Annotated in this window: 29 protein-coding genes; 8 read left to right on the top strand and 21 right to left on the bottom strand. The window is 37.9% G+C overall.

The window, feature by feature from the left end; genetic code table 11:
• Nucleotides 1-18: 18 nt before the first annotated feature.
• Entirely contained in the window at nt 19-510 is a 492-nt protein-coding gene (locus ACSBQP_RS03870; RefSeq protein WP_217815812.1) for a sugar O-acetyltransferase, read from the top strand.
• A 210-nt stretch (nt 511-720) separates the two neighbouring features.
• Here ACSBQP_RS03870 and arsC read toward each other — a convergent pair whose 3' ends face one another.
• From arsC to ACSBQP_RS03855, 3 genes are read right to left on the bottom strand one after another with little or no spacing between them, the layout of a single operon-like run.
• Complete coding sequence (arsC, locus tag ACSBQP_RS03865; RefSeq protein WP_098680458.1) at nt 721-1,140, bottom strand: arsenate reductase (thioredoxin); 420 nt, start codon at nt 1,138-1,140, stop codon at nt 721-723.
• Between the two features lie 14 nt (nt 1,141-1,154).
• Complete coding sequence (locus ACSBQP_RS03860; RefSeq protein WP_411801803.1) at nt 1,155-2,459, bottom strand: arsenic transporter; 1,305 nt, start codon at nt 2,457-2,459, stop codon at nt 1,155-1,157.
• Nucleotides 2,460-2,465: 6 nt separating this feature from the next.
• Nucleotides 2,466-2,813, bottom strand: coding sequence for an ArsR/SmtB family transcription factor (locus ACSBQP_RS03855; protein ID WP_025207408.1), 348 nt, complete (start codon nt 2,811-2,813; stop codon nt 2,466-2,468).
• A 189-nt stretch (nt 2,814-3,002) separates the two neighbouring features.
• Here ACSBQP_RS03855 and ACSBQP_RS03850 point away from each other — a divergent pair, with 189 nt between their 5' ends.
• The gene (locus tag ACSBQP_RS03850) at nt 3,003-3,203 is read left to right on the top strand and encodes a hypothetical protein (protein WP_025207409.1); all 201 of its coding nucleotides are present in this window, start codon (nt 3,003-3,005) and stop codon (nt 3,201-3,203) included.
• 317 nt (nt 3,204-3,520) lie between these two features.
• On the opposite strand, the gene ACSBQP_RS03845 is transcribed toward ACSBQP_RS03850, so the two are convergent.
• From ACSBQP_RS03845 to ACSBQP_RS03830, 4 genes are all read right to left on the bottom strand, one after another.
• Complete coding sequence (locus ACSBQP_RS03845; RefSeq protein ID WP_025207410.1) at nt 3,521-3,973, bottom strand: VOC family protein; 453 nt, start codon at nt 3,971-3,973, stop codon at nt 3,521-3,523.
• Nucleotides 3,974-4,079: 106 nt separating this feature from the next.
• Nucleotides 4,080-4,793 carry a DsbA family oxidoreductase gene (locus ACSBQP_RS03840; RefSeq protein ID WP_435028199.1) on the bottom strand — a complete coding sequence of 238 codons (714 nt, stop codon included), beginning with the start codon at nt 4,791-4,793 and terminating at the stop codon, nt 4,080-4,082.
• Nucleotides 4,794-4,919: 126 nt separating this feature from the next.
• The gene (locus ACSBQP_RS03835) at nt 4,920-5,540 is read right to left on the bottom strand and encodes an FMN-dependent NADH-azoreductase (RefSeq protein ID WP_254506442.1); all 621 of its coding nucleotides are present in this window, start codon (nt 5,538-5,540) and stop codon (nt 4,920-4,922) included.
• Nucleotides 5,541-5,667: 127 nt separating this feature from the next.
• Nucleotides 5,668-6,312, bottom strand: a complete 645-nt coding sequence (locus tag ACSBQP_RS03830; RefSeq protein WP_007499309.1) for an NAD(P)-dependent oxidoreductase — start codon at nt 6,310-6,312, stop codon at nt 5,668-5,670.
• 225 nt (nt 6,313-6,537) lie between these two features.
• Between ACSBQP_RS03830 and ACSBQP_RS03825 the strand changes: the two genes are divergently transcribed.
• Nucleotides 6,538-7,125 (top strand): TetR/AcrR family transcriptional regulator, encoded by a 588-nt coding sequence (locus ACSBQP_RS03825; protein WP_435028198.1) that lies wholly within the window; start codon nt 6,538-6,540, stop codon nt 7,123-7,125.
• A gap of 218 nt (nt 7,126-7,343) precedes the next feature.
• Here the strand turns inward: ACSBQP_RS03825 and ACSBQP_RS03820 are convergent, their stop codons facing one another.
• Nucleotides 7,344-7,925: an NAD(P)H-dependent oxidoreductase gene (locus tag ACSBQP_RS03820; RefSeq protein WP_224563524.1), complete on the bottom strand. Its 582-nt coding sequence runs from the start codon at nt 7,923-7,925 to the stop codon at nt 7,344-7,346.
• Between the two features lie 123 nt (nt 7,926-8,048).
• On the opposite strand from ACSBQP_RS03820, the gene ACSBQP_RS03815 reads away from it, so the two are divergent.
• Nucleotides 8,049-8,393: a winged helix-turn-helix transcriptional regulator gene (locus ACSBQP_RS03815; RefSeq protein WP_017359567.1), complete on the top strand. Its 345-nt coding sequence runs from the start codon at nt 8,049-8,051 to the stop codon at nt 8,391-8,393.
• Nucleotides 8,394-8,787: 394 nt separating this feature from the next.
• Here the strand turns inward: ACSBQP_RS03815 and ACSBQP_RS03810 are convergent, their stop codons facing one another.
• The 5 genes from ACSBQP_RS03810 to ACSBQP_RS03790 all read right to left on the bottom strand — a co-directional run bounded on the left by ACSBQP_RS03810 (nt 8,788) and on the right by ACSBQP_RS03790 (nt 13,055).
• The gene (locus ACSBQP_RS03810) at nt 8,788-9,891 is read right to left on the bottom strand and encodes a threonine synthase (protein WP_113767119.1); all 1,104 of its coding nucleotides are present in this window, start codon (nt 9,889-9,891) and stop codon (nt 8,788-8,790) included.
• A 72-nt stretch (nt 9,892-9,963) separates the two neighbouring features.
• Complete coding sequence (locus tag ACSBQP_RS03805; RefSeq protein WP_017367342.1) at nt 9,964-10,338, bottom strand: RidA family protein; 375 nt, start codon at nt 10,336-10,338, stop codon at nt 9,964-9,966.
• A gap of 11 nt (nt 10,339-10,349) precedes the next feature.
• Complete coding sequence (locus ACSBQP_RS03800; RefSeq protein WP_017359563.1) at nt 10,350-11,000, bottom strand: helix-turn-helix transcriptional regulator; 651 nt, start codon at nt 10,998-11,000, stop codon at nt 10,350-10,352.
• A gap of 162 nt (nt 11,001-11,162) precedes the next feature.
• A complete protein-coding gene (locus ACSBQP_RS03795) occupies nt 11,163-11,822 on the bottom strand; it encodes a TetR/AcrR family transcriptional regulator (RefSeq protein ID WP_034646467.1) in 660 nt (219 codons plus the stop codon).
• Between the two features lie 63 nt (nt 11,823-11,885).
• The gene (locus ACSBQP_RS03790) at nt 11,886-13,055 is read right to left on the bottom strand and encodes an FAD-dependent oxidoreductase (RefSeq protein WP_017367344.1); all 1,170 of its coding nucleotides are present in this window, start codon (nt 13,053-13,055) and stop codon (nt 11,886-11,888) included.
• A 221-nt stretch (nt 13,056-13,276) separates the two neighbouring features.
• On the opposite strand from ACSBQP_RS03790, the gene ACSBQP_RS03785 reads away from it, so the two are divergent.
• The 3 genes from ACSBQP_RS03785 (at nt 13,277) to ACSBQP_RS03775 (ending at nt 14,601) form a co-directional block, all read left to right on the top strand.
• Nucleotides 13,277-13,465 (top strand): hypothetical protein, encoded by a 189-nt coding sequence (locus tag ACSBQP_RS03785; RefSeq protein ID WP_426961004.1) that lies wholly within the window; start codon nt 13,277-13,279, stop codon nt 13,463-13,465.
• A gap of 107 nt (nt 13,466-13,572) precedes the next feature.
• Nucleotides 13,573-13,740 (top strand): YdhR family protein, encoded by a 168-nt coding sequence (locus ACSBQP_RS03780; protein ID WP_123768181.1) that lies wholly within the window; start codon nt 13,573-13,575, stop codon nt 13,738-13,740.
• Between the two features lie 93 nt (nt 13,741-13,833).
• Nucleotides 13,834-14,601, top strand: coding sequence for a pentapeptide repeat-containing protein (locus tag ACSBQP_RS03775; RefSeq protein ID WP_046343665.1), 768 nt, complete (start codon nt 13,834-13,836; stop codon nt 14,599-14,601).
• Nucleotides 14,602-14,644: 43 nt separating this feature from the next.
• On the opposite strand, the gene ACSBQP_RS03770 is transcribed toward ACSBQP_RS03775, so the two are convergent.
• The 6 genes from ACSBQP_RS03770 to ACSBQP_RS03745 form a co-directional block, all read right to left on the bottom strand.
• Nucleotides 14,645-15,067: a cytidine deaminase gene (locus ACSBQP_RS03770; RefSeq protein ID WP_017367347.1), complete on the bottom strand. Its 423-nt coding sequence runs from the start codon at nt 15,065-15,067 to the stop codon at nt 14,645-14,647.
• Nucleotides 15,068-15,292: 225 nt separating this feature from the next.
• Nucleotides 15,293-16,219 carry an alpha/beta hydrolase fold domain-containing protein gene (locus ACSBQP_RS03765; protein WP_079920340.1) on the bottom strand — a complete coding sequence of 309 codons (927 nt, stop codon included), beginning with the start codon at nt 16,217-16,219 and terminating at the stop codon, nt 15,293-15,295.
• 25 nt (nt 16,220-16,244) lie between these two features.
• Nucleotides 16,245-16,646, bottom strand: a complete 402-nt coding sequence (locus ACSBQP_RS03760; protein WP_017367349.1) for a MerR family transcriptional regulator — start codon at nt 16,644-16,646, stop codon at nt 16,245-16,247.
• Between the two features lie 236 nt (nt 16,647-16,882).
• Nucleotides 16,883-18,349 carry a glycoside hydrolase family 1 protein gene (locus ACSBQP_RS03755; protein WP_164072383.1) on the bottom strand — a complete coding sequence of 489 codons (1,467 nt, stop codon included), beginning with the start codon at nt 18,347-18,349 and terminating at the stop codon, nt 16,883-16,885.
• 23 nt (nt 18,350-18,372) lie between these two features.
• Nucleotides 18,373-20,265: a beta-glucoside-specific PTS transporter subunit IIABC gene (locus tag ACSBQP_RS03750; RefSeq protein ID WP_138825835.1), complete on the bottom strand. Its 1,893-nt coding sequence runs from the start codon at nt 20,263-20,265 to the stop codon at nt 18,373-18,375.
• Between the two features lie 118 nt (nt 20,266-20,383).
• Nucleotides 20,384-21,226, bottom strand: coding sequence for a PRD domain-containing protein (locus ACSBQP_RS03745; RefSeq protein ID WP_008343748.1), 843 nt, complete (start codon nt 21,224-21,226; stop codon nt 20,384-20,386).
• Between the two features lie 374 nt (nt 21,227-21,600).
• Between ACSBQP_RS03745 and ACSBQP_RS03740 the strand changes: the two genes are divergently transcribed.
• Nucleotides 21,601-21,909, top strand: coding sequence for a DUF4870 domain-containing protein (locus tag ACSBQP_RS03740; protein ID WP_098680451.1), 309 nt, complete (start codon nt 21,601-21,603; stop codon nt 21,907-21,909).
• A 54-nt stretch (nt 21,910-21,963) separates the two neighbouring features.
• On the opposite strand, the gene ACSBQP_RS03735 is transcribed toward ACSBQP_RS03740, so the two are convergent.
• On the bottom strand, nt 21,964-23,367 hold the full coding sequence (locus tag ACSBQP_RS03735) for a sensor histidine kinase (RefSeq protein WP_156061676.1): 1,404 nt from the start codon (nt 23,365-23,367) through the stop codon (nt 21,964-21,966).
• 2 nt (nt 23,368-23,369) lie between these two features.
• Nucleotides 23,370-24,077 (bottom strand): response regulator transcription factor, encoded by a 708-nt coding sequence (locus tag ACSBQP_RS03730; RefSeq protein WP_113747415.1) that lies wholly within the window; start codon nt 24,075-24,077, stop codon nt 23,370-23,372.
• Nucleotides 24,078-24,144 lie beyond the last annotated feature (67 nt).

Below are 24,144 nucleotides of genomic sequence, written 5' to 3'. Positions count from 1 at the left end.
CCAAATGACCACACATTGATGAAAGATCGAGCAAAAGCGCGACAATTGACATTTGCCTATCAGCAAACAAATGAGCCATCACAGAGAAAGGCCATTTTAAAGGAGCTTTTAGGCGCTTGCGGAGAAGATGTGGTGTTTGAAGGCAGAATACAATGTGATTATGGATACAATATCGAGGTTGGTGAGCATTTTTTTGCAAATTTTGATGCTGTGTTATTAGATGTTTGCAAGATTACAATTGGAGATCATTGTTTGTTAGGTCCGAATGTACATATATACACAGCTGGACATCCGTTAAATCCAGAAGAACGTCAAACAGGTATTGAATTCGGCAAACCAGTCACAATTGGACATCATGTATGGATTGGCGGCGGTGCCATTATCAATCCAGGTGTGACAATCGGAGATCATGCTGTCATTGCATCAGGAGCCGTTGTGACAAAAGATGTTCCGGCAAATGTGATTGTTGGCGGGAATCCTGCAAAAATCTTAAAACATTTAGAGGAATGAAAATCTGACGAATCAACCGTTGGATTTTCATTTTTTGTTTTATCTCAATAAGATAAGTATACTTAATAATGAGACAAAGAAAATTCAATTGTTGATTAACTTCCTAGAATATATATTATGTAAACTAGATATTAATTAATGCAAAAAGAGAATCTTTGACTTGATCCTCTTTATTATTAGATTTTATATTCAATCGACTCAAACGCAGCACTACTTTCCAGTCTCAGCAAACTGTTTCAATCGATCTCCAATTTCATCTCTTACCCTTTGGAAAAATGACCACTTCTCTTCTTCTGTTCCTTCTGCTTTTGCTGGATCATCAAAGCCCCAATGGACACGCTCGACATGAGGAGGAGTCATCGGGCATTTATCAGCTGCGTCCCCGCATAGTGTTACGACTAAGTCAGCGTGATGCAATATTTTCGGATCAATCAGGTCAGACGTTTGATGAGAAATATCAATCGCTATTTCTTTCATTGCTTTTACAGCATTCGGATTTAATCCATGAGCTTCAATACCAGCGCTATAGACCTTCCACTCATCTCCAAGATATTTTTTAGCCCAACCTTCAGCCATTTGACTGCGGCAAGAATTACCGGTACATAAAAAGTATATTGTTTTCTTTGACATGTTGATCGTCTCCTTTAATGTATAATCATTAGCCAGAAATACAATGCTAAAAGTGTGATGAATAGTGTTGGTACAGTTAAAATGACCCCTATTTTGAAATATGTCCCCCAGGAAATCTTCACACCTTTTTGAGAAAGGACGTGGAGCCATAGTAGTGTTGCTAAGGAGCCAATGGGCGTAATTTTCGGTCCTAAATCAGAACCAATGACATTTGCGTATATTAACGCTTCTCTCATCATTCCTTGTGTATCGGTGCCGGAAATGGCTAATGCATCGATCATGACCGTCGGCATATTATTCATGACAGATGAAAGAATCGCTGCGATAAATCCCATACCAAGAGTCCCTGCCAATAAACCTTGATCTGCTACAGCTTGAATCACGCTTGAAAGAGCATCAGTAAGCCCTGCATTTCGCATGCCATAGACAACAACGTACATACCTATGGAAAAGAAAACGATCGCCCAGGGAGCTTCTTTTAGAACGCTTTTTGTTTGAACAGCAGGGCTTTTTTGTGCAATGACCAAGAATAAAATGGCAATCACTCCAGCTATGACCGATACAGGTATAGATAAAAATTCGCTTGCAAAATAACCAATCAACAAAAAAGCTAATATATACCAAGATAATCTAAACATCTTTGGATCTTTTATTGCTTCCCTAGGTTGCTTTAACTCAGTCATATCATAGCGTTTTGGTATACTCTTTCTAAAGAAAAGGTACAGCACAGTGATACTCGCTAGCAATGAAAAAAGGTTTGGAACAACCATTCTGGATGCATATTCAATAAACGTAATGTTGAAATAGTCGGCTGTTACAATGTTCACCAAATTACTTACGACAAGTGGAAGCGATGTTGTATCTGCAATAAACCCACTTGCGATAATAAAAGGGAATACTATTTTTTCATTGAAGTGTAATGCTCTGACCATGGCTAAAACAATGGGTGTCAAAATAAGTGCTGCACCATCGTTTGCAAATAAAGCAGCGACGATTGCCCCAAGGATGGTCACATACACAAACATACGTAGCCCACTGCCTTTTGCAGCCTTTGCCATATGCAATGCTGCCCATTCAAAAAAGCCGATTCGATCAAGGATGAGTGAAATGACGATAATGGCGACAAAAGCTAAAGTCGCATTCCAAACAATGCCTGTCACGGTGATCACATCGTTTACATTCACAACACCTACGATTAATGCTAAAATAGCTCCTCCACAAGCGGACCACCCTATGGATAAATTTTTTGGCTGCCAAATAACCAGTACCAAAGTGAACAAAAATATGATTAATGATAAAACGGCAAAACTCAAACCCATCCCTCCTTACGAACAAGAAATGTTTGTTGCTTTATGTTGTATACTTTTTAAAAGGTCATCTTCTTTATCAATTTGATTTAAGATGATCCGAATCGTCTCAAATTCTGGAGACAGTGTATTGATTGAATAATAACGCCACTGCCCTTTTCTGTTCTCATGAACAAATCCAGCTTTTTTTAATTTTCGTAGATGCTGACTAATCGCTGGTTGACTCATTTCGAACATATCTACCAGTTCACAAACACAATATTCTTTCTCCAAAAACAATTTCATCATGATCAGTCTTGTTTGATCACTGAGTGTTTTTAAACAATTCGACATATGTGTCACACCAATTGAAACATCTGTAGTCACAATGATTCCCCCTCTTTTCAACTCCTTCAATAGTATATAACTGAAAACTTATATAATCAATTGATTATATGAATTCAAACAAAAATTGATTCGTGTGAAAATGATTGATTTAAATACCGACTTCTCTTCTTCAAATGAAACCACATAGTTATTTAAATAGCCCAGTTCTCTATATTGGCAAAAAAGGTGTTGATAAAAACAAAAGACAGAGGTCTTGTGCCTTTTATCATTCGAGTGAAATTAAATAATCAAGAAGAAAAAACTTACGAGGCAAAGACGGTTATACATGCCACTGGTACGTGGAAAAACCCTAACCCAATAAATGCTGAAGGGATTATGACAGAAAATGAAAAAAGAGTTGCTAATCGAATGGCATTCCTGATATTTTAAATCGCGATCTGACTCGGTATCAGAATTGCATTGGGTAGCATTGGGCATTCTGCTGTTAACACTTTGCTAGAGCTGCCAAAACTAAAAGAGACATCAAAAAGCACAGAAATGATATGGATTTTAAGAAAGCAGGATATTAGTGAGGTATTAAGAGGAGAAAACAATGATCAATTGCCTGCAAGAGGTCAATTAGATGGAAAGGACCCTTCTTGGTGTCCTATGATCAGAAGGTGAAAGAGGGTCCACAAATTAAGATACAGTTATTGTTTCAACTAATTAAAGGACCCTTGTTCTTGTCTTGGTACAAATTAGATAGGTCATAAAGGTTTTTGGGGTAATTCCATTATTTGAATCTCCATCCCCCATGAAGTTGTGATATAGAAAAATCCAAGAGAGCTCAGCTCTCTGACTTTAACATCAGACTGTTCTGCAAAATATTTTAAAGCCTCTTCTATATCGGTAACTGTAATAGCTAGATGGGCTACACCGATATCACTGGGTTTTAGGTGAACATTCTGTTGATCTGGCGTCGACCATTGAACCAGTTCGATCTTTCTACCGCCATATTGCAAAAATGCCGCCCCTTCTACAACTGAATGTTCGTGAACCCCAAAGTACCTTTTTAAACTATCGTCCTCAAACTGCATCCGTTTTGGCCGGAACAAGACTTCAAAACCCAAAATATGAGTGAAGAATTCAACTGCTACTTCGATATCGGGTACTACAAATCCTGAATGCTCGATTGTACCTTGAAAAATTGTATTTTTCATATCGCTAAACCCCTTTGATTTTTGGAAGTAAATGTTTCATTATAAAGTGGTATTTAAAGTAGCTATATCAATCTTTTGTGATTTCTATATCTTTTTTGAATATCCATTAAAATTTACATGTTCCATCTGAACAATATTCATCGAGCGACGACTCTAATTTATGCTCTTCAACCTTACGATTCCCGTACTCTTCTTTCCATACCTGTTGTAATGTTTCTAAAAACACTTCGCTAGGTTGTGCTCCTGAGATGACATACTTATCATTCACAACGTAAAAGGGCACGCCCTGAATCCCAATTTTAGATCCCTCGGCTCTATCAGCTGCGATATTCTCGCTATATTGATCATTTGATAAAACATCCAAAGCTTCGTTGCCATCAAGACCTATTTCACTTGTAAGTTGAGCAAGTGTTGCGTGATCACCGATATCTAGTGAATCTGTGAAATGAGCTTTCAAAATACGTTCCATAAACTCCCGAATCTTCCCTTTCTCTTTTGCATAATAAGAAAGACGAAGTGCATCATATGAATTCGTAGGAATCATTGTATCAAATTGATAATCTAACCCAACCTCTTTTGCTTTCTGTTTCAATTGATTGTTCAGTACTTTTGCTTTTTCATTTGGGACACCATGCTTAGAGGATAATACTTGATGGATATCCATTCCTGTATTTTTTTTCGTATATGGATCTAATTGAAAATGTCGAAATAAGACTTCGACCTCTTCTTTATGTTCAAACTGTTCTAACCCTATTTCAAATTGACGTTTGCCAATATAACAAAACGGGCAAACAAAATCAGACCAAATTTCTACTTTCATCCTATGTTCCCCCTTTATGATTTTAATGAATGTATTTTGTCTATTCTTCTTTATTACGCTTTTGAACGTGCGAGGTGGGATGATGTTAATTAAAATCTTTTTAACTAATCCCACCAATGCTCTTTTTTAAAACGTTCGTGCTACCGTTTTTGCTTTTTCAATTGTTGAAGTAACAATTTCTTCTTCTTTAGTTGGATCATAGTCAATACCTTCAACAAAAATCGTTGGTTCCACTTCAATTCCAACAAACTTCAGCGCACCTCTTACGTAAGAATCGGAATGCTCCATTCCAATTGCCTGTGAATAAAATCCTCCCATACCATGAATATGGATTGCTTTTTTCCCTTTCATCAATCCTTCTGGACCTTCTGATGTATATTTAAACGTTTTTCCAGCACTCATGATTGTATCAAAATAGGCTTTTAATAAAGGTTGGATTCCTAAATTCCACATTGAAGACTGAATGATGTATTTATCTGCTTCCATAAATTGCTTTGTGAATGCATTCACTGCTTCTATTTTTTGTGCTTCAACATCTGTTAGCACTTCCCCACTTCTTAACTTCTTTTGTCCAGTTAAAAAATCAGCATCGATTAATGGCACATTTGCATAATAGACATCTACTTCTATTATTTCATCCGCTGGGTTTACTTCCTTATATTCAGTGATAAATGCTCTAGCAACTTGCGTACTTCTTGATTGTTCCTCACTTTGAGGTGTTCCTTTAACAAATAATACTTTTGACATGATCATTTCCCCTTTATGATTTTGATTTTGAATACTTATAAAAAGAATGCACACGCAATATTTTGGTATGACCCTAAATGATTCCTATAATTTCTGCTGAATCAACAACCTCATACAAAAAGCTGATTTAATGATTATAGACAATGGGCATTTTTCCGATTAATTGGTGTTGCCTAGCAGCGTCATACATGAGTTTAGCGACATTTTCCCTAGATACGGACATTTTAGCTGGCTGATCGCCGAATGAATAACCGTAAGATTGCCCGTTGTATTTGATATTAGGATTAATGATTCGAACGACTGTCCAATCCAGGTTCGATTCTTTAATCAGTTCTCCTATCTTCTTCATTTCGGCATAACCATTTGGCATGAGAAGTTTAGGCAATATTCTTGGCAATATCGTCGATAAGCTTTTCTTATCGTCTTCAGATTGCAAGGCTGGCGTCGCGAGTGTAATCAACCTTTTTTTGGTGAACTTCTTCATCGCTTTGACAATTCGGTTATGTCCGTCGGCGATCGGTGTACCTTTTTGTTTTCGAGACAAATCAATGCCGGGACCTAAGGTGCTTATCACGACATCAGCTTCTGAAACTGCCGTTTCAATAGCTGAAGTGTTCGTTAGTTCACCCGTTACAATGCGTAAATTCGAATGCTTTTGCTTGATTTTCTCAGGGTTTCTAACATATACCGTAACGATATCTCCGTTTTCTAATGCAAACTGTGTTAAAAGTTGACCGATTGCACCAGTTGCCCCAAAAATAGTGATATTCATGGTCGTCTATCTCCTTTTGTTATTCAGAATGATCACAATGATTTCCTTGATCAAAAATCTTTCGTAATAACATGTGTTATTTAAGCAACGCGCGTTGTATAATTGATGATAAGATGAAAAAGAATAATAAACAATAACCAAAATAGCCAATATGTAGTTTACGCAACACTTCTAATGTATTGTCGTTTTTAGACAAGATGATGAACCCTAAAAGGAGAAGAAAAAATGATTATGCCAAAAAAAGATCCGAGAATACTTCGTACAAGACAATTGATTGTAGACTCTTTTCTTTCGTTAGCTAGTGAAAAAGATTTCAACCATATAACGGTACGTGATATCACAGAAAAGGCTACTATTAACCGGGCTACATTTTATGCGCACTTTGACGATAAATTTGATTTGTTACATTCTACAATCACCAATACATTTACAGACAAATTGAAAAAAAGAATCAATGATCACGATGCATTCAATGAAAAAGTCATTGCAAATATTTTTCTAGCCATGTGTGATCACCAGAAAGAGATAAGCGACCTATGTCCCAAAGGTTATCATTCTTTAGGAACTATTATCGAAAGTAAAATTAAAGAGGAGTTACAGAAACTAATAGCTGATCTTATGCTAAAAGGAACTAAAAACATCATCGAATTCGAGGATAAACAAATGGTAACAACCCTATCTACTATGCTAAGTTGGGGGATATACGGAGCTGCATACACATGGAATAAGGATGGAAGACTTATTTCATCAGAAGAGCTAGTGACTAAGACCCTGCCTATCTTTAAAAATGGCATGAGTCAGTATTATCTTTAATGAAAATGATGTTAACAATCTGCTTGAGCCGGCAGTGCTATAAAAAATATTAAAAAAACACAGAAATGGTATGGGTTTAAATAATGGGGTATTTGGAGGAGATCAAGAGGTCAATTAGGCAGGCTCGATTTGTTGTTGCTTAAATGACAAAACTTCTACGACCTTCTCAATAAATTAAATCGGTCGTAGAAGATGGCCCTTATTTGTTGTACTGTAAATCAAATATTCTGGGATATTTCTTTTAAGAATTGCTTTCTCTTTTCATCTGTTGTTAAATTCACTCTAGAAAAATGAATCCATTTCGTGGATTCATTTTTCAATCCCAAATCTGCTAGCGTTCTGTTAATAAAAACGCTTTGAATGGCATTTCCAGCTTCAGATTCTATATACTTTTTATCTGTAGTTGATGTTGAGATCACGGTTGTTTTTTTTATATTTGTTAATAAACCTTTTAAAGTACCAGTATTTTGATCTTCAATGAATGCGAAACCGCTTAACATCACTTTATCAATAAATCCTTTTAAAATAGCAGGTAGATCCCACCACCAGACTGGGAATATAAATACCAATTCTGTTGACTGTTTTAATTTTTCTTGATAATCCTTCACTAATAGATAAGGCGTTTCTCCTTTATGAAAATGCTTTAATTCTTCAGCTGTAAAAACAGGATTAAATCCATCTTTATATAAATCGATCACTTGAAACGGTTCTCTCTTTGTTTCTAATTTTTCTGTTATGGAAGTCAAAATGGCATGATTATAACTTCCATCCCAAGGATGTGCATAGACAATCGTTTTCATTATTCAATCACCCTTTTTCTGAGTTTTGTATCATTTTTTGATGTACATTCATTTTATTATGTGCTATAACATACTACAAGTACGGTAATCAAAGTGCGATACTAATCCAAAGGAGAGTATAAAATGAATGAGGAGTCCTTCCAGACGAAAGCTGAGCTAAAAGATACTGGTTTTGGGTATACTTTGTCATTAATTGGTGGGAAATATAAAATGCCAGTTCTGTATGCTTTATATTCAAACGATGGTCCTGTCCGCTATAATCAGCTGAAACGTAAGCTCGGAACGATTTCTTTTAAAACATTAACCAATACACTAAAAGAGCTTGAAGCGGATCACTTAATTCATCGTAAAGAATATCCCCAAGTGCCTCCAAAAGTAGAATATAGTTTATCTGAAAAGGGTTTATCACTGATGCCTGTATTAGATGAGATATGCTATTGGGGAGAGGAACAAATGAAAAATAATTAGGTAGAGTGGAAAGAAAGCTACTACAGTTTAAACATGCTTTCTAAAGTAGCTTTCTTCTCATCTTATATCAATCCGATTGGCTCATTTTGTTGATGCGCTAACTCCATTTCTTCTGCCAGATAGAGAGCGTTCTTCTTATCTATATCATATCAGGCCAATTGTGGATCAGTTGACGTAATCTAACTGCAACAGTCTTACAAACATCTGGCATTAAGTAACTATCAGAATCCGAAAGATTCAGCAAAGGAATGATGTCATCTGTATAGTTCTCAAATGGTATGTCCCCGCCAAAACCCTCCATATCATCTAAATTCATTTCGCAAATATTACTCCTGATTGAACCTATAATAGGACAACGAGGCACGCAACGCTCTATTCTACCAGAGTCCTAAGGTTATTTTGATTTAATCCCTGCACCACAAAGAGGAATGATAATGGTTTCTTCTGATTCCTTTTGATATTTCATGTAGCCAGCAAAATTGATGGCAGATGTCACTTCGACATAAAATCCTTTCTCACTTAGTTTAGAGCGTGCATGTAGAATTTCTTCTTCTTCAATATCAATAAACGTACCATTCGTCTTGTATACAGCTTCTAAAATTTGTTTAGAACGCGCCGGGGCAGCAATAGCGATCCCTTCTGCTACAGTCCCTTTATTTGTCACAGGCGTTGCTGATTCCTCCGCATGTTGAAAAGCTTTCACAAGTGGTGCGCAGTTCTTTGCTTGTACGGCAATAATTTTCGGTATTTTATGAATGAGACCATTTTCGAATAACTCTCTAAAGCCATAATACGCACCGAGCAGCAGAGTGCCGTTTCCAACCGGAATAATTAAAGCATCCGGTGCTCCTTTTAGTTGCTCATAGATTTCATAGGCGTATGTTTTTGTACCTTCGAAAAAATAAGGGTTATAGACATGGCTTGCATAAAAAACGTTTTCTTCGTCTACTGCCTTTTGGGCCGCAGCTGCAATGTCCTCTCGTGTACCATGAATTTCTTTAATCGTTGCTCCGTGGGCTTTTATTTGAGCGACTTTTTTAGGTGATGTTTGATCACTTAGATAGATGTCACAGGCAATACCACAACGCGCCGCATACGCAGCAATTGCCGTTCCTGCATTACCGCTGCTATCAGCAATGACTTTTGTTACCCCTAATTCCTTAGCTTTTGTCATTAACACAGCTGCTCCACGGTCTTTAAACGATAGTGTCGGCATCATATAATCAACTTTTACATATGTGTTTGGCTCATTAGGATCTAGAACGATTAAAGGAGATTGGCCCTCGCCCATTGTCACAGTTTCCCACGTCTTAGAACCTTTTGGAAATGGCATGGTTTCAACATAACGCCATAATGAATTTGGATAGTGATCCCAAGCTGTGACGTCTATTTTCGGGGTATCTTTCACTAGATTGAATACTCCACCACAATCACATTTCCATAGAGTTGGTGTCATCTCATATTTTTCTCCGCAATGGTTACAAATTAATTGATTCATTCTTCATCTGCCCCTTTGAATATTTTTTTATACAAAATATAATTTTTTATATAGGGTGGTCAAAAAAATATTCTAAATATATGCAATGGCATCCATTTCAATTTTGAAACCAAAATGTAATTCATTCGTTGGTACAATCGTACGAGCTGGTTTATGTTCACCGAAAAATTCGGTATAAACCGCATCTACTTTGTCCCATAATTCAATATCTGAAATGTATAATGTCATGCGCAAAATCTTTTCTTTTTGACTTCCAGCAGCCTCTACAATCATCTCTACATTCTTAAGCGCTTGTAATGTCTCTTTTTCAATGGGGCCGAACTCTTTTTCTGTCGTTTCAGGATTGATGGCAAATTGTCCCGACACATAGACCGTGTTTTGATGAATGGTTGCGAAGGCATAGTGTCCGTTTGATTTTAGATTTCCTACCTCGAGTATGCTTTCCATTTTGACACTCCTTACCTCGATTTATTTTTGATTTCATCCAAATAGCTATAGACGGTTACTTTGGAAATGCCTAACATAGATGCGACCTTCTCAACAGATCCTTTCATTAAAAAAATGCCCTTTTCATCCATAAATTTGATTAGTTCAATTTTTTCATGGCGTTTCATGACTGGATGAACACTGTTTTGAATGATTTGTTGAATCAATTGATCGACGATTTCTTCCACATTTTCAAGATCATCATTTGATGTTGTTTCTTTCTCTTGAGCTTCCACTTGTGTAGAAAGAAATGTGTCCATAAATTGCTGCATTTGATTCAGTGCTTCAACATCAAAATTGATACAGAAAGCTCCGATCACTTTTTGCTTTGAATCACGTATTAATGAAGTCGAAGAACGAATCGTACGCTTATCTTCTGTTACAAATGTATAACCAGCCAGATAATCTTCTTTAAAATCTTCTGATTGTAATACAGTCTTGACTAGATGATCAAATGATTGGCCGATTTCTCTTCCTGTCACATGGTTATTTACTGTAAACATGACAGATGCTTGAGGATTCGTTAAATCATGAATCACCACTTCACAATTTGGTCCAAACATTTTTGCAGTAGATTTTGCTAAAGGAATATAACTCTCTAATAACTTTTTAATATGTTCCATGCCTAAGCACCTCATTTTTTTATTCCACTAGATTATATAATTTTTTATATATAAAAACAATATATAGATTTATTTATATATTGTAATGCTCACAAGATCACAAATATGAAAATCACCATATAAAAAAAGCAGCCATTGACTGCTTTTTGCTTGTGCTCCTTTCTAATTGTCTTCCTGCTGGATGCCATACAAAATGACGTCAATTCCCCATCGGAACCGTTCCATTGATACGGTATCACCTGCAAACATTTCTTCTTTTACATGATGAATGAAAGGAAACTGCGTTTTGTCTGCTTGAAGAAATGCTTTTTTTGTGTCTGAAATCTGTGAAGAGCCTTGTTTCTTCCAAGAGACCTTTTCGTATGCTACAGAAGATACGTATAACAGCAATAGGTCTACTCCCCATGCTGCGGATGTAGATTTGATCCCGCCTTCATGCAATGCAGCGAGAAGATGTTCGGTCAACTGAATAAAGTTCGTTCCTTGTGGAATGGTGGAAAGAGAAATTTCAGCGAGACCAGGTTTTTCGAATAGCAGGAGGAAATAAGTATGCAATAGGTCGAATAACTGTTCTTTCCATGTGCTATCCTTTGAATCTGGATAGACCATTTGTCCGAGACCATAATCCAATACGTAAGCACTGAGTTCTTGAACATTGTTCACGTAGACATACAAGGATGCAGGTCCCGTATCGAGTGCTTTAGCCACCTTACGCATACTCATGCCCTCTATCCCATGCTCCTTAAGAAGCTCATAGGCCGTTTTCACAATAAGCTCACGGCTTAAGGGTTCTTTAGCCGGCCGAGACCGGCGACTGATCATACGACGATTTGAATTGTTCATACTCTCTTTATAACATGTCAAAGTAAAATAGTAAATTGAGCATCAATCATCATCCTTTTGAAAAGAATTCATCATATCTGCAAGCTTGACCGCAGCGTCTTTTGAAAAACACAGTTTTAAACTATTCTCCGATTCATTAGCTTTTTTCGATGAATATTCGTACATCATGTCTTCGTATTCTTCAATCGCCTTTTCAAAATGATGAGGATGCCGGACAATAGCAAGTGCTAGCTCCCTTGCATCAAACATCGCCATGTTCACACCCTCGCCTGCGAATGGCGACATGACGTGAGCTGCATCACCGATAAGCGTTACTCCTTTATGACGATTCCATTTGAAACCGACAGGAAGCGTATAAATCCGTCTTGGAATGATGGTATCTTCTGCATAACGAATATAATTTTTCAGCTGATCATCCCAATCACTAAATAACGCTAATAATTGTTCTTTTGCTTCTTTCACTTGATGAAACGGTATACCACAAGTCTCGATCCAGTTGCGTTCTACCATAAGGCTTGCATACACTTTGATTCGGCCATCTCCGTTTAACTGCCCAATCAGTCCTTTGTGGTCTGCCAAAGCAAACATCTTACCTCGTTTATTAAATTCAGCTAAATCAGGGTGGTTCTCCTCTACGCTTAAGACATTCAGTTCTAGCATCGTGAGCCCAGAGTATTCAATCTCAATATCTGTTAACAGAGGACGCACACGAGAAAAAGCACCATCAGCCCCAATCAAAAGGTCAACTGTTTCGACAACTCCGTTTTCAAAATGAAGCTCTGTCATACCACTTTCTAATGAAACGCATCTTTCTAGTTTATACCCATATTTGATGGTTTCAGCATCAATTTGTTTTAACAGTAGTTCACATAACACACCACGATCAATTTCCGGGCGAGTACCTGTTTGATCTGATTCCGTTTCTTCATCTAAATAAATTCTTCCTGATTTATCAAGTAATCGGAAATCTTCCCCTTCATAGCGGGCGTTCTTTTGAAATTTCTCATAAACTCCTGCTTCTTTTAAGGCATTTTGACCTGTTTCTTCGTGAATATCCAGTGAGCCGCCTCGTTCAAGGCTCTTGTCATGCATCTCTCGTTCATAAATGGTTGTTTGTATACCGTAATTTTGCAAAATTAAGGCAAGTGTTAGTCCCCCAGGTCCTCCTCCGATGATAGCGATTTGCTTTTGATTCTTAGATAATGACGTCATCTTCTGCATCTCCTCATCCCTTTGTGGAAATCGTTTTAAATTCCATTTCATTTATATTATAACGAACATCGTTCGTAAAGAACAGTGTTCGTTAAAATGTTTGTTTTACGATTGTGTTTTAATGATAAGAAACCAATCGCCCGCCATCATATGATACACTCCATCTAGGAAGGTTTTAAAAGGTTTACATTGTTCTCACTCTAAGTGTAAGAGGTGTTTCTATGAATAAATTATTGGCTATGTTGATATTAGGATTAGGCTTTAGTGGTGCCGCACTTATTCTTTCTATCCCTTTGTTATTCAAAGTCAAACCAGAGCAAACTGAGCTGGTGTTTGCTGCTGGATCAGCGGGCGCTTTCGCAATATTCGCTGTCTCATGCCTAGTTCTTCGAAAACGATTCAATCGCTAAAAAACCTAAACAACATCCACCATTATAACAATGGAGATGTGTTTAGGTTTTTGTGATTTACCTTAGTGTTCAGTCAAAGAATGTATACAAGCTGACCCTGATAGGGAATCTACTTATTCAAAACAAAAGAAACTGCTGAAACATATCACGATATGCACGCTAAACGAATCACTAGCTTTGGCATAATAGACATCAATGCGAAAATCTTTGATATGAATTCTGACCTTCCTCATATCACAAAAGGTCCATTAAACGCATATCGTTTTGTGATATAATCTTGAGTCAAAGACAAGCGCTAAGAGAAAATGAACTGGCTGAATGGACATCATGACTGTGAAAAATTCTGAAGAAATGATAGGGTGATAGCGATGAGAAGACTTGAGTCTGGTATATCAGTAGACAACGAAGCATTTTCTGATGTGACCAGGTATGAAAACGAAACAATCAGCAGAACGACAATCATCAACTCAAATGTTCGTTCTCCTATTTTTTGGAGCTGTCACTTGGATCATCTTGTATTTGATACGTGTGATCTGACGAATGCGAGATTTTTTGCCGGTAGTACGATTGATCATTGTACTTTTAGTCATTCAGACTTGCGCTCTGTGGGCATTGGCAAAAACGAAGCTGTCTTCACCAATTGCGAATTTTCTTCCTGCGATATGAGGGGAATGACATTGGAGAATGCTACGTTTATCGATTGTACTTTCTCTAATTGTAGATTCAATGACCGTGTTTTACAGGCAGCGAACATCGTCAATTGTACCTTTGCTGGTAAGCTAATAGATATAACGTTTGAGGGAAATGGCAAACAAAAGCTGATCGCCAATTTTGAAAACTGCACCCTTGATGGTGTTCGTTTTTTAGGCTGTGACCTAGCGGTATGTATTCCGCCAGCATCCAAAAACCATTTATATGTTGAACATGTATCTGCACGTGTGAAAAAGGCCTTAGAGAAGATAGATGATGATCCTACTCTGTCTGATCATGATCGGAAAATACTAGTGCGGAGTCTGCGGAAGCTTGAACAAATGGAACAGTATATTTTTAACACGAAATATATGGAGAACATACATGGGGCCGCTTTTGTTGAACGCTTTTTCAGTCATCTTGGATGTAGCAAGGATCACATGTAACGTTTGCTACATCCCTTTTCCTACTTTATCTTTATGTCGTACATCAGCTTCTAGTATATTTGAGCGGAATGAGTTCTTCGATTTTCACCTTGACCAGCTCCCCATCCATATCAAGGATGACAAAACACGTTGGTCCAAAGTCTGAAATGAGCTCTCGGCAGATGCCACAAGGGCTGACTACCCTAATTCTTCTATCTTTTTCATCTGAATAAGGGTGTCTCACTGCAACGATTGTATCAAAATCTTTGTATCCATTCGATAAAGCGCTGCCAATCGCAATGGCTTCTGCACAAACAGTTACCCGTCCGATATAGGCTTCTATATGGACAGCTGATATGATTTCTCCTGTTTTCATCCGGATAGCTGCTCCTACATGATGCTTGTCATCTTCATAAAGACTGATTATCTTCTTTTTTGCTTCGTCTATTAATTCGATATCTTCTTGTGATAGATCAAACGTTTTCATCGCGTTTCCCCTTTCGCCTCACTGCTCGTATGTATTATAACAAACATGAGGTGATGAACTGAACTTCACTCTCCTTTACTAACCAGCCAAAAGACCGTTTAATCTGTAGTGAATTGCCATTTTGAATGTATTTCATATTCAATTGAAAAAGGCTGCTTTCAAGTAAGCAACCTTTTCCCTTATTTACATCAGAACATTTACCCTTTCTAGGTGTGAACTGAATCCCTATCGATTGATCACTTGAATGATTTTCTTCAGAGCATCTGCCGCTTCTGGAATTGGCATGACAACAAACACATGCAGCATTTCAGGATAAACAAAGGTTTTGATGTCCATTCCTTGTGCTGTTAATTTTTCATCAAGCTTGATGGCATCTGGATATAACATATCATGTGTTCCGATAAAATGAGTGATCTTCGCTAGTCCTTTGAAGTCGCCGTATATGGGACTGATCAATGGATCTGTGAGACTTTGATCAGCTGCCCACAATTTAGTGATGACTTCCATTCCTTCATGACCTAGAATCGGGTCCTTTTTTGCATATTCAAAAATGAGAGGGTTGCTCATACTCATATCAACACACGCAGATAGTAACACGATATCCTTTGGCTGCGGCAGATCTTCCTTCTTTAAAAGGTGCGCAAGACCAAGTGAGATGTTTCCGCCAGCTGAATCTCCCATGATCGTCAATTGATTGGCACTTCCGGCAGTTTTCAGAAGGTCTTTATATAGGTTAAGCATTTTCGGATACGTATCCTGGTTGCTATAATGAGGTACTTTTGGGTAAATAGGAGCGACTACTTTCGCACCTAGTGATTGCGCCATTTTATCCATGAACCACCAATGGACATTCAAAGGCTGATTTGTCCACGCGCCACCATGTAGATAGAGAATGACTTTTTGATTTTGTGATGCTTGTTCATTCAATGTGAAAACTTGCATGCCTTCGAAAGTCTGCTCTTGTACCTCACTGATTAAATTCACATCATCACCAATGGCATAAGGCTGCGTATTTTCAATTCCTTTTTGCTCGAGGAATTTTTTTGTCTGTTCGATACTAGAAAAACTCTCTTTATTACTTTGCGAAGCGAATAATGTTTCAAATTGAATACTTTCTTTAGAACGTTCACCATGATACATTTCTACGCTCATTTTTTCTCTCCTTCACTCAATAGGTTTATTGATCATCCTGCTTCGGAACACGAAATGATTCCAGGTAGACTTGTACTTTTTTCTCAGGGGTTTTTAATAAGTTAGATAAAAGGTCTTGAATGAGACGAAGGCTTTTAATTTTCTTTTCAATTTCTTCATGTTTAAGATGGACAATTTGTCTTAGGGTATCAAGGTCTATGTCTTGACTTAGCATGTCCATAATTTCAGCTATTTCCTTTAATGAATAACCGAGCGTTTTCGCATCTTTGATCAATTGAATTTTCACAACATAGTCGTCTGTATAGAATCTGTAACCGTTTGAACGTCGTCTTGGAGCAGGTAATATGTTGTGCTCTTCATAGTAACGAATTGCGGCAGGACTTACTCCTGTTTTTTTGGCAAGTTCTCCTCTAGTCATCAACTCCATCGTTACTCCTTTTTTATTATTTTGTTTTACTATATGTACATTATAAAGGTTGAACTATACTTCAAGGTCAAGGTGAAACATTTTTCGGCCAACTTTTGTTATCAAATGATTGTAGCAAAGAGATCTCTAGTGCTTGCTATGACATAATTGAGGTTACTTTTTGGGTAAACAAAAAAACACCATCGCACCCGGCCAAATAAGGCGGATGCAATGGTGTCATCATCATTCCATCTGGATTATGATAAATCTTCCCCATTTGTTTCAATCACTTTTTTGTACCAGTAGAAGGAATCTTTTTTGTAACGATTTAATGTCCCATTCCCTCTGTCGTCTTGATCTACATAGATCAAACCATAGCGTTTACTCATTTGAGATGTTCCGCAGCTAATTAAGTCAATACAACCCCATGGTGTATACCCCATTAAGTCGACACCTTCTTTGACTGCTTCTTTCATCTGTTCAATATGTTGTTTTAAATAATCAATTCGATAATCGTCGTGAATTTCTCTGTCTGGTGTCAATGTATCTCTTGCGCCAAGTCCGTTTTCACAAACAAATAAAGGTTTTTGGTATCTGTCATACAGTTTAATTAATGAAATGCGCAGCCCCATTGGATCAATTGGCCAATCCCATTGTGATAACTCCAAATGCTCATTTTTAATTGGACTATCAAATGTACCCGCTAGCTCTGCTGCATCTTCTCGCGCTTCTGCTACGTGGGACATATAGTAGCTGATCGCCACAAAATCAACGATGCCCTCTTTCAAAATTTGCTCATCCTGCTCTTCGATATCAAGTTTGATGTCGTTGTCAGCAAAATATTTCACCATGTATGTTGGATATTCACCTCTAGCTTGAACATCCGGATAGAACATATTCAATTGGTTTGATTTTACCGCTTGCAGCTGGTCCTCTGGTTTCGTTGTTTTTGCATAGGCTTCAATTTGGTTAATCATACAGCCAATTTGTGCATGTGGAATGATTTCTTTTGCAGCCTTCACTGTGAGAGCGCTGGCGATAAATTGGTGATGTGATGCTTGATACGCAGCCTGTAATTTATGGTCTACTAGGTCCTCTAAAATTCCAGCACCGGTGTAAAGGCTATTGAGGTTCATATTCATTTCATTGAATGTAATCCAATACTTCACTTTATTTTTATATCTTTCTAAAATGGCGCGGGCATATTTTTCAAACAACGGGACAAGCTCTCTACTCATCCAGCCATTATATTTCTCTGTTAAAGTAATCGGCATTTCATAGTGAGACATCGTGACTAGCGGTTCAATTCCATATTTCGCACACTCATCAAATACGTTATCGTAAAAAGCCAATCCTTCTTCGTTCGGCTTGTCTTCTAAACCAGTTGGAAAGATTCTTGCCCATGAAATAGACAAGCGAAACACTTTAAAGCCCATCTCTGCAAATAGTGCAATATCCTCTTCATATCGATGGTAAAAATCGATTCCGCGTCTTTTCGGGAAATCAAATTCATCGGGTTGTTCCTTGTATCTTGTTAATTCAGCTGAACTCACATCGAAAGTAAAGTTGTTCACTTTTCCTTTTTCATAAGGATCTTTATATGCAGCAAAGTCTGACGTCGACAGGCCCTTGCCACCTTCTAAGTATGCGCCTTCTATTTGATTGGCAGCAGTTGCGCCACCCCATAAAAAATCATCTGAAAATCCTTTTTTTACATTCTTCATTTCAATCATCCCTTCTCTTTATATTAGTGAATAAGCATTAAGAGCTTATTTTGACCTGCGGTGACATGAGCGTCACCTGTATGAATCACATCAAGGTATTGCGTTGAATTTGTGACGATAATAGGTGTCACTACATCTAAATGGTTTGATTGAATGCCTTCTATATCAAACGATAATAAATGATCCCCCGTCTTCATCTCATCGCCCTCTTTTACCAGTACATCAAAGAATTGGCCATTTAGGCTGACGGTATCAATCCCCACGTGGATCAATAATTCAATCCCATCATCTGAAACGAGTCCGATGGCATGTTTAGTAGGTGTAACAGTCACTACTTTTCCTGAGAACGGTGCTTGTACCACCCCCTTATCAGGCAAAATTGCGACTCCCTTCCCCATCATTTCACTTGAGAACACGGAATCATTCACTTCAGATAAAGGAATGACCTTTCCACTCATAGGTGCTTGAACTTCATAAGGACTTGTTTGCTTAGACATTTGTTGATTCTCTGTACTCTCAGTGTGATTTCGCTTTTCTGCTGCTTGCTCGTTAGCGGCCGTGACAGACTCCTGAAATCCAAGGAGAATGGTGATGAGAAGTGACACGATGAAGCTAAGGGCGATTCCAATCAGAGCCAGCTGAAAATTATTTGTCCCTTTCATAATGTAAGTTGGCAGTGAAGTAATGCCTGGGATCGAAAAGGCTGTCGTTTTAACTGAAAATAAACCGTAAAAACATCCACCGACTGCGCCGCCAATTAATGAAGCATAAAAAGGTTTTTTTAGTCTAAGTGTGACTCCATAAATGGCTGGTTCTGTGATCCCGAAGAAACTAGGAAGCAATGTTGAAAGCGCCAAAGACCTTGTTTCTACCCGCTTGGTGCGGATGATGACACCTAACACAGCGCCTGCTTGTGCCATATTCGCAATGAAATTCATCGGAAGCAGCATGATATCGTAACCCACTTTTTCAAAGCTGGCTAACGTGCTTGGGAAGAATGCGTAATGCATTCCAGTTAACACAATGAGTGGCATAAGGCCTCCCATTAATAAACCGGCAATCGGACCAGCGAAATTGAACAAAGAAGTGAAAAAGATTTCTAAATATTGCCCAGAAACGTTCCCAATAGGAGCGATAAAAGCCAGTGTAAGAGGAGCCGTGATCATCAGGCTCAGTACCGGTGTAAATACGATACTTAAGGATTTTGGGATCGCTTTTGTTATCCACTTATCGACAAAACTTAGTAATAGCACACCTAAAATAATTGGTAATACAGAAGATGTGTAATTATTTAGTGGAATACTTAACCCTAAAAAACTTAACGGGTCTGCTCCTTTTGCTGCACCTTCGATCATCGTTGGATAAAGTAAAATCCCTGCTAATGCGAGTGCGAGAGATTCTCGCGTTTTAAATTTCTTCGCTGCCGAATAAGCAATGAGGAAAGGTAAAAAGTAAAAGACAGCATTTGAAAAAATTTGAAGTACTTGATAGGTAGAGCTTGTCTCCGTCAGCCAGCCTAAGCTAACGAACAGTGCCATGATCCCTTTGATCAATCCACTACCAACAATCGCTGGCAAAATAGGTGTGAAAATCCCGCTGATCACATCGAATACGACTTCAATTGGGTTCATCTTTGACGTGTTTTTAACAGGAGCAGAATCATTGCTACTATGACCGGCCAGATGATCGATTTCCTCATAAACCTCTGCTACCTTTGCTCCAATAATGACTTGGAACTGTCCACTTTGGAATTGAGCACCTAAAACACCATCTAATGTTTTCAGCTCATCTACTTTTACCTGACTTTCATCGTTGAGATTAAATCTTAGCCGTGTGATACAATGCCAACTTTGAGATATATTTTCGGTTCCACCGATTAATTTCACAATTTTTCCAGCCAATTCTTTGTTTTCCATGCTTTCACCCCTTCATTTTCACAAAAAAAACCTAAACAAAATCCACCATAGAAAAGATCATTCTTTCTCATGGAGATTTGTTTAGGTTAATGCTTTTTCATAACACGCCTAAAAGAAATCATTTATTTTTTTGGTGTTCCTTTGTGATTCTCTCAATATGGATGACTAAAAAAACAAGTTCGTCTTCTGTCACATTCCAATTGAATTCTCGTTTTAACATTTCTTTGATGATCAATCCGCAGGCATAACTCTTCATATAACGATCCTGTATTAATTCTTTTAACGAGTCATCCATCTGCTGCGGTGGTTGGTTGGTTTCCTGCCTGACAATAAAATATCTCAAGTGGGTAATAAACCTCGAATAATTAATGGATGATTTATCCAATATCATCTCGAAAATATTTTGAATGATTTTGACGATTTCTTTCGTCAGGTGAGTCATCTTAATGGTGTCTCCCATAGACTGACCATCTATTTGAGCGTTTACAAAATGCAGGGCAATGAGTGAAGCTTCAGTATCTTCAAAAGAAATGCCCATCATCTTTTGAATAATTGTCAGTGCTTTTTTCCCGACTTGATATTCTTGAAAATAGAGATGTGGAATTTCCCACACAATGGGGTTTTCATACGCCATTTTTTCTTCGTGCCTTTGAATAGCGAAGGTGAGATGATCGGATAGCGAAAAGAGCGCGCTGGAACCTAACTTCTTATTCAACATCTCTTCGCCTACGCGAATGATTTTTTCAGTTAATAAAAGGATATCAGTTGGGATAGCGGCAAGTTGAGATTCTAATGGAGACGTCTGATCAGAATAAAATGTCTTACTGACAGCGCTCTCATCAAGTGTATCACCTTTCTTCTTTTTAAAACCTATTCCTGTTCCAAACACAACGACTTCATTTTGAGCCTCTGTTAGAGCTAATACGATATTATTATTTAAAACTTTAACGACGGTGAACATCCTCATCCCACCTTACCTAAAATGCTAAAAAAAGCATAAAAAAACACCAAAATCTCAGCAAACAACGTACAAATGTACAATCTGTTTACCTGACTTGGTGGTGCCTGATCATATCAGTAACACTCCTGCATCGGTTACGACTTTATTTTAAATAGAGGAATGACCAAAGTCAACTATTTTTTTCTGAAAAAATAGATTGAAATACCCAGAATCATTTTATCTTTCCTTGTCTTTTTAAAGTTTAACATATTTAAGGTTGCTGTAAGGTTCGGATTAATACAAGTTAAGGTTGAGGTTGTACAATGGGTTTGTAAGGAATTGAGGGATGAGTCAAATGGTCCCCTCTTCTAAATCAATCATAGAGGTGAAAAGCTTTGAGAGAAAATAAAATTTTGTCTTCATTATGTTACTTCAGTATCTTTTTTGCACCGTTTCTATTTCCGATTATCGTTTATTTCTTAGGAAAAGACGAAGTGAAATACCATGCGAAAAAATCACTATGGACACATATTATTCCTTATTTGATTTTCGGTCTTGGTATTGCCGGTTCAGGTATACTTGGCATGAACGATATCAGTCATGCTGGTCCGTTCTTAATTGCAACGTATGCTGTGACATTCCTTGTGGCGATCTACTTCTTCATTTGGAACATTGTGAAAGGCATAAAAGTGTTTTCAGAATAAGAGTTAGAAAAAACGGTTCTGTGATTGAGCAGAACCGTTTTTTTGTATGTCCGTTTAAGCGGGTAATTGGATATCAATCGTTGTTCCTTCTCCTATCATACTTTGTATTGTAATATCTCCCCCGTGTTTTTGGATGATATCTTTTGCAATCGCCATTCCAAGGCCTGAGCCTGCATGTGTCCCTCCAGTATTCGTCCCTCTATAGTAGCGGTCAAACACTTTTTCTAGCTCTGCCTCTTCAATTCCTTTGCCGTTGTCTTGAATGGTGATGTGGGTATGTTCTTTTTGTTCAAGCTGTACAATGATTTTCACATCAGCATCATTGTGAACAAGGGCATTTAAAATGAGATTGGTGACCGCTCTTCGTATGAGGATCGTATCAATATTTAGCATAAGCTTGTCTACATTCGTTTGCAGCTCAATGGTCTGATCTGCATATCTCGAATCGTTGAGGATATCAATTAACGTTTCACGCAGCAATGGCACAATGTTCACCAGTTCTTTATGCAACATCACGTCGTTATTTTTCAGCCTTGTTGTTAAATTGAGATCCTCCATCACATCTTTGATGTACAATGATTTATTCTCTATGATGCTGGCATAATGTCTAATGTCTTGATTTGAAAGAGGATAATTTGGATCTTTTATGATTTCTGCATAGCCTTGAATAGAGGATAATGGTGTTTTAATATCATGAGAAATATGACTGATCCACTCTTCTCGCATTTGCTCTAATTTGTCTTTTTCTTTTTGGCTTGAAGCGAGCTGCTCTGATAAGTGATTGACATTATAGAACACATCTTTATATATCCCCTTCGTTGGCAGCTTCGTCGTATAATCTCCGTTTGCGAGCCTCTGGATGCCATAAATGGCACGGCCGAGCGGTTTGATGAGTTGCCGGCTGAATAAGTATCCAATGAATAAGGCAATGATGGCATCAATCGATAATAAAATCATCGTCCCGATATTGAATTGCGATATTAATTCTTTCGTATCAAAAGAAAATAAATATTTTCCGATGGAAGGGTCCTTAAATCCGATGAAGTAGCTGTATTCCTTACCCTTTCCATTTTTCCCTCCAGCATAGATCGTCGACATCAATTGCTTATCTTTATATTTATGTAAGTTTACAATTTCTATAGGTGTGTATTTGCTCTTTAAGCCTTTAGGTGCTAGTGCATGATAGACGTCTTGTCCATTTTCGTCTAATATTTGAATCCACGCATTTTGTTGTTTTAAAGCTTGCTGTCCTTCTTTACTCACAGTGATATCTTGATCAGACAAGGTGATGTATTGTTCAAATGTTCTTGTAAAGGTTTCCGGCGTATTTTCTTCGTTTTGCTGACTGCTTGCTTGTAGTACAAGCCATATCATGAATCCAAATAAGTTAATAAAGACCGTGATAATGGTCACGATAATGACAGAGACCATGTATCTGCCTGTTAATCGCCATTTCATCTTTACGCATCCTTTACAACAAATTTATAGCCAAGCCCTTTGACCGTCACGAGAAATTCTGGTGTAGATGGGGAATTTTCTATTTTTTCCCGAAGTCTTCGTATATGAACCATTACCGTATTATCAGAACCGAAGAAATCCTCTCCCCAAACCGTTTGATAAAGCGTTTCTTTACTGATCACGCGATTCGGATGCTGCAAGAAATAAGTCATTAACATAAGTTCTTTCGGAGTGAGCTCAATCGCCGCTCCGTTTTTCGTCAGTTCGGCTTGCTGCTCGTTTAACTCAAATGGGCCTTTTTTGATCACGGGCTCCGCTTGAGAAGGCTGTACGTATGATGACCGTCTTAGCTGGGCTTTTACCCGGTAGGCGACTTCTTTTGGACTGAACGGTTTTGTAATGTAATCATCGCCGCCAATGGCAAGTCCTACAATTTTGTCTGATTCCTCTCCTTTTGCTGATAAAAAGATAATCGGAACATGCGAGACATCTCTGATTTGTTTGCAAATATCGTAGCCTTCTCCGTCTGGCAGCATAATATCCAGTATGACGAGATCGGGTTGTTCTTGATGAAATAGCGAGAGCCCATCACGGGCAGTTGAAGCTGTTAACACCTGATCAATGCCTTCTCTTGTTAATACGGTATCGATTAATTCCAATATTTCTTTTTCGTCATCTATAATTAATACTTTGCTTTGAACCTTTGGCATGATAATCACTCTCCTGAAGTCATTGTTATTATTATACCCAAAGTGTTGACGTCGTGAAAAATCAACT

The organism is Bacillus sp. G402 (assembly GCF_051172515.1).
Classification (GTDB): Bacteria; Bacillota; Bacilli; order Bacillales; family Bacillaceae; genus Bacillus; species Bacillus altitudinis.
Note: the sequence above shows the minus strand (reverse complement) of the source record. Positions and strands in the feature narration are given on the sequence as shown.

Bases quoted from the DNA above. Each gene is read 5' to 3' on its own strand.
- arsC (WP_098680458.1), bottom strand. From the start codon at position 1,140: ATGTCAAAGAAAACAATATACTTTTTATGTACCGGTAATTCTTGCCGC.
- ACSBQP_RS03820 (WP_224563524.1), bottom strand. From the start codon at position 7,925: ATGAAAACGATTGTCTATGCACATCCTTGGGATGGAAGTTATAATCAT.
- ACSBQP_RS03760 (WP_017367349.1), bottom strand. From the start codon at position 16,646: ATGGAGTTGATGACTAGAGGAGAACTTGCCAAAAAAACAGGAGTAAGT.
- ACSBQP_RS03745 (WP_008343748.1), bottom strand. From the start codon at position 21,226: ATGTTCACCGTCGTTAAAGTTTTAAATAATAATATCGTATTAGCTCTA.
- ACSBQP_RS03830 (WP_007499309.1), bottom strand. From the start codon at position 6,312: ATGAATATCACTATTTTTGGGGCAACTGGTGCAATCGGTCAACTTTTA.
- ACSBQP_RS03815 (WP_017359567.1), top strand. From the start codon at position 8,049: ATGAATGAGGAGTCCTTCCAGACGAAAGCTGAGCTAAAAGATACTGGT.
- ACSBQP_RS03860 (WP_411801803.1), bottom strand. From the start codon at position 2,459: ATGGGTTTGAGTTTTGCCGTTTTATCATTAATCATATTTTTGTTCACT.
- ACSBQP_RS03770 (WP_017367347.1), bottom strand. From the start codon at position 15,067: ATGAAAACGTTTGATCTATCACAAGAAGATATCGAATTAATAGACGAA.
- ACSBQP_RS03810 (WP_113767119.1), bottom strand. From the start codon at position 9,891: ATGAATCAATTAATTTGTAACCATTGCGGAGAAAAATATGAGATGACA.
- ACSBQP_RS03730 (WP_113747415.1), bottom strand. From the start codon at position 24,077: ATGCCAAAGGTTCAAAGCAAAGTATTAATTATAGATGACGAAAAAGAA.
- ACSBQP_RS03800 (WP_017359563.1), bottom strand. From the start codon at position 11,000: ATGGAACATATTAAAAAGTTATTAGAGAGTTATATTCCTTTAGCAAAA.
- ACSBQP_RS03795 (WP_034646467.1), bottom strand. From the start codon at position 11,822: ATGATCAGTCGCCGGTCTCGGCCGGCTAAAGAACCCTTAAGCCGTGAG.
- ACSBQP_RS03735 (WP_156061676.1), bottom strand. From the start codon at position 23,367: ATGAAATGGCGATTAACAGGCAGATACATGGTCTCTGTCATTATCGTG.
- ACSBQP_RS03750 (WP_138825835.1), bottom strand. From the start codon at position 20,265: ATGGAAAACAAAGAATTGGCTGGAAAAATTGTGAAATTAATCGGTGGA.
- ACSBQP_RS03790 (WP_017367344.1), bottom strand. From the start codon at position 13,055: ATGACGTCATTATCTAAGAATCAAAAGCAAATCGCTATCATCGGAGGA.
- ACSBQP_RS03775 (WP_046343665.1), top strand. From the start codon at position 13,834: ATGAGAAGACTTGAGTCTGGTATATCAGTAGACAACGAAGCATTTTCT.
- ACSBQP_RS03845 (WP_025207410.1), bottom strand. From the start codon at position 3,973: ATGAAAAATACAATTTTTCAAGGTACAATCGAGCATTCAGGATTTGTA.
- ACSBQP_RS03805 (WP_017367342.1), bottom strand. From the start codon at position 10,338: ATGGAAAGCATACTCGAGGTAGGAAATCTAAAATCAAACGGACACTAT.
- ACSBQP_RS03870 (WP_217815812.1), top strand. From the start codon at position 19: ATGAAAGATCGAGCAAAAGCGCGACAATTGACATTTGCCTATCAGCAA.
- ACSBQP_RS03765 (WP_079920340.1), bottom strand. From the start codon at position 16,219: ATGAGCGTAGAAATGTATCATGGTGAACGTTCTAAAGAAAGTATTCAA.
- ACSBQP_RS03785 (WP_426961004.1), top strand. From the start codon at position 13,277: ATGAATAAATTATTGGCTATGTTGATATTAGGATTAGGCTTTAGTGGT.
- ACSBQP_RS03840 (WP_435028199.1), bottom strand. From the start codon at position 4,793: ATGAAAGTAGAAATTTGGTCTGATTTTGTTTGCCCGTTTTGTTATATT.
- ACSBQP_RS03835 (WP_254506442.1), bottom strand. From the start codon at position 5,540: ATGTCAAAAGTATTATTTGTTAAAGGAACACCTCAAAGTGAGGAACAA.
- ACSBQP_RS03755 (WP_164072383.1), bottom strand. From the start codon at position 18,349: ATGAAGAATGTAAAAAAAGGATTTTCAGATGATTTTTTATGGGGTGGC.
- ACSBQP_RS03825 (WP_435028198.1), top strand. From the start codon at position 6,538: ATGATTATGCCAAAAAAAGATCCGAGAATACTTCGTACAAGACAATTG.